At 64.3% G+C, this 5,359-nt stretch carries 8 protein-coding genes and 1 pseudogene; 4 read left to right on the top strand and 5 right to left on the bottom strand.

Features of this window, described 5'->3' with window-relative positions:
* Both ACOVQ0_RS13335 and ribA read left to right on the top strand, forming a co-directional pair.
* A partial coding sequence (locus ACOVQ0_RS13335) for an endonuclease/exonuclease/phosphatase family protein (RefSeq protein ID WP_421885218.1) occupies positions 1 to 515 on the top strand: 515 nt, incomplete at its 5' end.
* The gene (gene ribA, locus ACOVQ0_RS13330) at positions 512 to 1,576 is read left to right on the top strand and encodes a GTP cyclohydrolase II (RefSeq protein WP_421885216.1); all 1,065 of its coding nucleotides are present in this window, start codon (positions 512 to 514) and stop codon (positions 1,574 to 1,576) included. The genes ACOVQ0_RS13335 and ribA, both read left to right, overlap by 4 nt.
* A gap of 180 nt (positions 1,577 to 1,756) precedes the next feature.
* Here the strand turns inward: ribA and ACOVQ0_RS13325 are convergent, their stop codons facing one another.
* The 5 genes from ACOVQ0_RS13325 to ACOVQ0_RS13305 form a co-directional block, all read right to left on the bottom strand.
* Positions 1,757 to 2,062 (bottom strand): hypothetical protein, encoded by a 306-nt coding sequence (locus ACOVQ0_RS13325; protein ID WP_421885214.1) that lies wholly within the window; start codon positions 2,060 to 2,062, stop codon positions 1,757 to 1,759.
* Between the two features lie 53 nt (positions 2,063 to 2,115).
* Positions 2,116 to 2,457 carry a hypothetical protein gene (locus tag ACOVQ0_RS13320; RefSeq protein ID WP_421885212.1) on the bottom strand — a complete coding sequence of 114 codons (342 nt, stop codon included), beginning with the start codon at positions 2,455 to 2,457 and terminating at the stop codon, positions 2,116 to 2,118.
* A gap of 37 nt (positions 2,458 to 2,494) precedes the next feature.
* Positions 2,495 to 3,493, bottom strand: a complete 999-nt coding sequence (locus ACOVQ0_RS13315) for a right-handed parallel beta-helix repeat-containing protein (protein ID WP_421885210.1) — start codon at positions 3,491 to 3,493, stop codon at positions 2,495 to 2,497.
* Positions 3,494 to 3,572: 79 nt separating this feature from the next.
* On the bottom strand, positions 3,573 to 3,770 hold the full coding sequence (locus ACOVQ0_RS13310; protein WP_421885208.1) for a toxin-antitoxin system HicB family antitoxin: 198 nt from the start codon (positions 3,768 to 3,770) through the stop codon (positions 3,573 to 3,575).
* A 9-nt stretch (positions 3,771 to 3,779) separates the two neighbouring features.
* Positions 3,780 to 4,688: an SPFH domain-containing protein gene (locus ACOVQ0_RS13305; protein WP_421885206.1), complete on the bottom strand. Its 909-nt coding sequence runs from the start codon at positions 4,686 to 4,688 to the stop codon at positions 3,780 to 3,782.
* A gap of 288 nt (positions 4,689 to 4,976) precedes the next feature.
* On the opposite strand from ACOVQ0_RS13305, the gene ACOVQ0_RS13300 reads away from it, so the two are divergent.
* Positions 4,977 to 5,150, top strand: a complete 174-nt coding sequence (locus ACOVQ0_RS13300; RefSeq protein WP_421885204.1) for a DUF465 domain-containing protein — start codon at positions 4,977 to 4,979, stop codon at positions 5,148 to 5,150.
* Positions 5,151 to 5,210: 60 nt separating this feature from the next.
* Positions 5,211 to 5,359: pseudogene (locus ACOVQ0_RS13295) on the top strand (TerC family protein); the annotation flags it as partial.

The following is a 5,359-nucleotide window of genomic DNA, read 5'->3' as shown; positions in this document are numbered from 1 at the left end:
GCGTCGAACTGCTGGGGCCGGGCAACGGGCTGATCGTCGAGAACGTCTATATCCCGGCGGGCGGCGATGTGGCCGACCGGGAAGTGAACCCGAAGTTCGGCCAGAAGCTGGATTTTCTGGAGCGGATGACGCGCTGGGCGGAGAAGATCGAGCGGCCTACGCTGATCACCGGGGATTTCAACATCGCGCCGCTGGAGTGCGACGTCTACAATCACAAGGCGCTGCTCAAGGTCGTGAGCCACACGCCCATCGAGGTGGAGACGTTGCAGCGTTTTGCCGATGCGCATGGCTGGGTGGACCTAGGGCGCAAGCATATCCCTGCGCCGGAGCGCAACTATTCGTGGTGGTCCTATCGCTCCTATTGGCGGGCAAAGGATCAGGGGCGCCGCCTTGATCATATGTGGGCCTCGCCCGAAGCCGCCGCGCAGACCCGCTCGCACCGCTTCGTGGAAGAGACGCGCAAGTGGGAGCAGCCTTCCGACCATATCCCGCTGATCACCGAGCTGGATCTGTGAGCGAAAGCCGGAACGTCGCGCGGGCGCTCGACGCGCTGCGCCACGGCTGGGCTATCCGCGTGACCGGGGCGGAGGGCGCGCTCGATCTGCTTCCGGCGGAGACGGCTTTCGTTCAGCCCGGAATCTATGCTGCGCGGCTGCTGATTTCCGCCGCGCGCGCCGCCACGCTGAAGCTGGCCAACCAGCGCGATGCCGCCGTGCCGGAAGCGCCGGTGATGATCCACGGGGCGGAGCCGTTCAGCCTTTCTGCCGCGCGCAATCTGGCCGACCCTGCCGAGGATTTGCGCAGTCCCTTGCGCGGTCCGTTCAAGGCCGATCCCATCGTGGCGCACGATGCCGCCACCGCCGCGATGGAAATGGCGCGTCTGGCGGGTATCCTGCCCGCGTTCATGATTTCGACCGGGGTGGACATTGCGGCGGAGGTTTCCACCGCCGATCTGGCCGCGTTCAAAGACCCGCTGAACATCAGCATTCAGGCGCGCGCGCGCCTGCCGGTCCACGCTTGCGAACATGCCGAAATCATCGCGTTCCGCGCGCGGGACGATTTGCGCGAACATGTGGCGCTGGTGCTGGGCACGCAGACCAGTGAACGTCCGCCCGTGGTGCGGCTGCACAGCGAATGCCTGACGGGCGACGTGCTGGGCAGCCTGAAGTGCGATTGCGGCCCGCAGCTTGACGCGGCGCTGGCGCGCATGGCCGAGGAAGCCAATGCGGGCGGCTGGGGCGTGCTGCTCTATCTGCGGCAGGAAGGGCGCGGCATTGGCCTCATCAACAAGCTGCGCGCCTATGAATTGCAGGACCAGGGCTTTGACACGGTGGACGCCAACGAACGCCTTGGCCTGCCGAGCGAGGCGCGCGATTTTCCGGTGGCGGCGCGGATGCTCGATCTGCTGGGCGTGCGCCGCTTGCGCCTGCTGACCAACAATCCGCAGAAGGTGGCCACGTTGCAGGCGCTGGGGCTGGATGTGGTGGAGCGGGTAGCGCATCAGCTTGCCGCCAACCCGCACAACCAGCGCTATCTGGAAACCAAGCGTGACCGGACGGGGCATCTGCTCAGGTAAAGCAGATCGCAAGCGCACACTTTTTGCGTTCGTCATTGCGAGCCTCGCGTAGCGAGGGGAAGCAATCCAGAGCGGTTTTGGCCAACACTGGATTGCTTCGTCGGCTTCGCCTCCTCGCAATGACGAGTTGTGGTTGCAAACGATAGAATTGCCTACAACAAGATCTCCGCCCATACGGGCCTAGACAGGTGCGCCTGCCACGGTCACCAGCACCAGCCCGGCGACGACCGCCACGAACAGCAGCGCGCGAACCATGTCTTTCGTGGTAAAGCGATCGACATGTTCGGCGCGGAACTTGCGGTATCCGCGCTGCGCCGCCGGATTGCTGGCCACCAGCGCCACATCGAGCGCGCTGGCTTCGCGCTTGAACCAGTTTATCAGCAGGGCGTGCTCTTCGGGGGTGACATCGGGATAGGCGGTGAGCAGCGCCTCGACATGCGCGCGGCGCGCGTCCACCGCAGCCGTGATGGTTGAACTGTTTGCCATTGTTGTATTCCTGAAATGCGTTTGATCGGCGCCCAGCGGGACGCAGCGGCAGTTCAGGTGAGGGGCGGTGCCCTTGGCGCGGGGCGCAGCAGCAGCGGCGCTGGCGCAGGCGGCGCGGTTTGGGGCGGCCAGAGGTGTTCGGCGCGCTCCATGACCGGCGCTGCGGGCGCTGGGGCCATCACAGGTCTTGGCGGGGTGATGGGCACCATCGCGCGCTGCACCTGAACCTTGCGTTCAGGGGCGACCGCCAGATCCACCGTGGCCGCGCTGAACGCCGATCCGGCGCGCGCCTGCAGCGGTGCCTCGAACGGCACCGTAGCATGTGCCAGCACGGTCAGGGCAAGGAGAAGCGCCCAGATCCGTCCGGCAAGGTTCAGGGAAAGGCGGCTCAGCACGCCTTTAAGGTAGGGGCAGGGGCCGCCAAGGGCAAGTTCAGCGCTTTTCGAACTTGGTCAGTCCGCCGCCAAGCGCGTTGGGTCCGATGGAAATCGCATCGCCCGACCAGTCGGCCACGAAGACCGATCCCCAGCGCACGCCCGGCGCAAAGCGGGCGTCGTTGCCGCTGACCAGCAGCCCGGCGGAACTGTGCGCGCGGCCTTCTGCGGCCACGGCGATGAAGGCGCTGTGGTTTTCCTTGTCCGGCCCCTGGACGAAGACGTTATCAGCGATCCGCCCGGTGGCTCCGGCGGAGAGGTCAATCATGTAGTTGGTGGTCTTGCCGCCGGTATCGTCAAAGCTGGATTGCGATACGTCCACGCGGGCGCTGCGGGTCTTCACATAGTGGCCGCCGCGTCCGGCTTCGAACCGGGTGCGGCGGATGGTGACGCTGCCGTATTCGCCGAAATAGACCGAATGCGCGCAGGACAGGCCCCGGTCGCAGCGGCCGAGGCGGCTGAACGTGGACTGTTCGATCAGCACCGCGCCGGTGGGATCGTCGGCAGAGAGGATGCCCTGTTCGCTATCGCGGAACCACGATTGGCGCACGGTCAGATTGCCGCGCTCAAGCCGGATGCCCGCGCCATTGGCATCGGGCACGCGCACGTTCTGGAAGATCAGCCCTTCGACACGGGTGGAGCGGCCGCGCACGACCAGCGTCGCCTTGCCTTCGCAGGCGGCGCCATCGAACACGGTCTGCCCCGGCACCTGGGCCACAAAGCCGACATCGCCCGCGCCCTGCACCGCGCAATCGCGATAGACGCCGGGTTCGATCTGGACGGTGCCAGACCCTTCGCCGATAGCGTTCACCGCATCCTGCAAGGCGGCAAAGCTGCGCCCGGTTTCGACGACGGTGTAGGGCATGCGCTGGCTGCCCTGCGCAAATAGTGCCGTTGCCGGAATGGCAGCCACAACTGCGACGCCGAGCAGCATCACGGCAAGGCGCTGGCCATGATGGCGGCGTTCACGAAGGGCAAAAGGGTTCATCATTCGCATATCCGCTCCCGGCTTTCTTGGTGCCGGGATAGCGCGAAATGATTGACAGGCCCTTGCGTTCCGGCGGCTGGCCTAAAGGTTAGTCTTTGGGCGGGCGCCCCCGTCGTACCGGCTCTGCATCGGCCAGCTTTACGCCACGCTTTGCCAGAGCCTCGCGCAGCAGCACTTCGATCTGGGCATTGGCAGAACGCAGGTCGGCTGCCGCCGCGCGCTCGATCGCGGCGAAGAGCGCCGGATCGATGCGCAGCGGGAAAGCCTTCTTGGGAGCGGCTGCCACGGGTTTGGCTTACTGGTAAAGTGTGCCGGTATTGACGACCGGCTGGGTATCGCGCTCACCACACAGCACGACCATCAGGTTCGATACCATCGCGGCGCGGCGTTCGTCGTCGAGTTCGACCACGTTCTTGGCAGAAAGCTGATCGAGCGCGAGTTCGACCATCGAAACCGCCCCTTCGACCAGCTTCTTGCGTGCGGCGATAACGGCTTCGGCCTGCTGGCGGCGGAGCATGGCCCCGGCAATTTCGGGGGCGTAGGCAAGGTGCGTCAGCCCGCATTCGTCGACGGTGATCCCGGCCAGCACCAGCCGCGCGTTCAGTTCGGCGCGCAGTTCGGCGTTGATCTGATCGTGGTGGCCGCGCAGCGTAACCTCGTGATGTTCGATATCGTCATAGGGGTAGCGCGAACCGATGGAGCGGACCGCGCTTTCGATCTGCACGAAGACGAAGGCCTTGTAATCGTCCACGTCGAACAGCGCCTGTGCGGTGTCTGACACGCGCCAGACGACGTTGGCGGCGATTTCGATGGGATTGCCGCGCAGGTCGTTCACTTTCAGCTTTTCGGACACGACGTTGTTTGCGCGGACGGAAATCTTGGTCTTGCTCATCCACGGCCAGACCCAGCGCAAGCCGTGGTTGCGGTCAGTCCCGCGATAGGACCCGAACAGCATGATCGCGGCCGCCTGATTGGGCTGGATCATGTAGAAGCCCGACGCCATCAGCACGATGGCCACGGGGCCGAGAAAGATCGTGGAGAGGAAGGATAGCACCTCTGATTCGCCCGGTTCGCTGGAGGCAAAGCCCAGCACGCGCGCTGCTGTCAGGACCACCAGTACGATCATGAGGATCAGCATGGCGTACCCATTGGTAGACCATGCCGAGGTTTCCACGCTTGCCGAATGCGTTTTCGAATCAGCCATCGAACTAACCCCCTTAAATCTGATATCAATTTAATATCAAATCGAGTGATGGCGGCAAGCGATTCCGATTTCACTTGCAATAAAGACCGAATCACTCCAATTTACCTGAGCGGACCGGGCCCCTCTGGCGCGGTGCTTTTGCCAATTCGGGAAAGCGCCTCGTGATGTCGGACCGCATCGGGTGATGCCGATGCTTTGGGTCCGGGTCTTGTACCCCCTCCTTCCGGGCCTGTGGGCCTGAAGCGCGGCATCCCCGATCGATCGCAATGCTTTCGAAGGGTTATCCTGATGTCTGATCGTTATTTCCGCTTGCTCGAACGCCACCAGAAGCTGGACGCGGCGTTGCGTATCGCGCGCGACCCGTTCGAGGCCGTGCGCCTCGCAGCGATGAAGCAGATGGTGAAGGCGCGCCTCTCCCACCTGTTCCTGCGCCGTCCCGAAGCGGTTCTGGCAACACTGTGAAATAGAGGAACCCCGCCGTTCCCCGCGCATTGCGGGCACGGCGGGGTGCGGAGACGATAGATGGAATTTCTTTTCGCAGACTGGCTGGGAACGCCCGCGTGGTTCTGGCTGGCTTTCCTTGGTCTTGTGGTTGCACTTACCGCGTTCGACCTTGGCGTCCTCCACAAGGAGGACAAGGCGATGGGCATCGGTGAATCGCTGAAGCTGAC

Source organism: Novosphingobium sp. (assembly GCF_049240505.1).
Taxonomy (GTDB): Bacteria; Pseudomonadota; Alphaproteobacteria; order Sphingomonadales; family Sphingomonadaceae; genus Novosphingobium.
Note: the sequence above shows the minus strand (reverse complement) of the source record. Positions and strands in the feature narration are given on the sequence as shown.

What these genes read in the sequence shown, in the direction of transcription:
- ACOVQ0_RS13325 (WP_421885214.1), bottom strand. Translation starts at nt 2,062, where the DNA reads ATGGCAAACAGTTCAACCATCACGGCTGCGGTGGACGCGCGCCGCGCG.
- ACOVQ0_RS13305 (WP_421885206.1), bottom strand. Translation starts at nt 4,688, where the DNA reads ATGGCTGATTCGAAAACGCATTCGGCAAGCGTGGAAACCTCGGCATGG.
- ACOVQ0_RS13315 (WP_421885210.1), bottom strand. Translation starts at nt 3,493, where the DNA reads ATGCGAATGATGAACCCTTTTGCCCTTCGTGAACGCCGCCATCATGGC.
- ACOVQ0_RS13300 (WP_421885204.1), top strand. Translation starts at nt 4,977, where the DNA reads ATGTCTGATCGTTATTTCCGCTTGCTCGAACGCCACCAGAAGCTGGAC.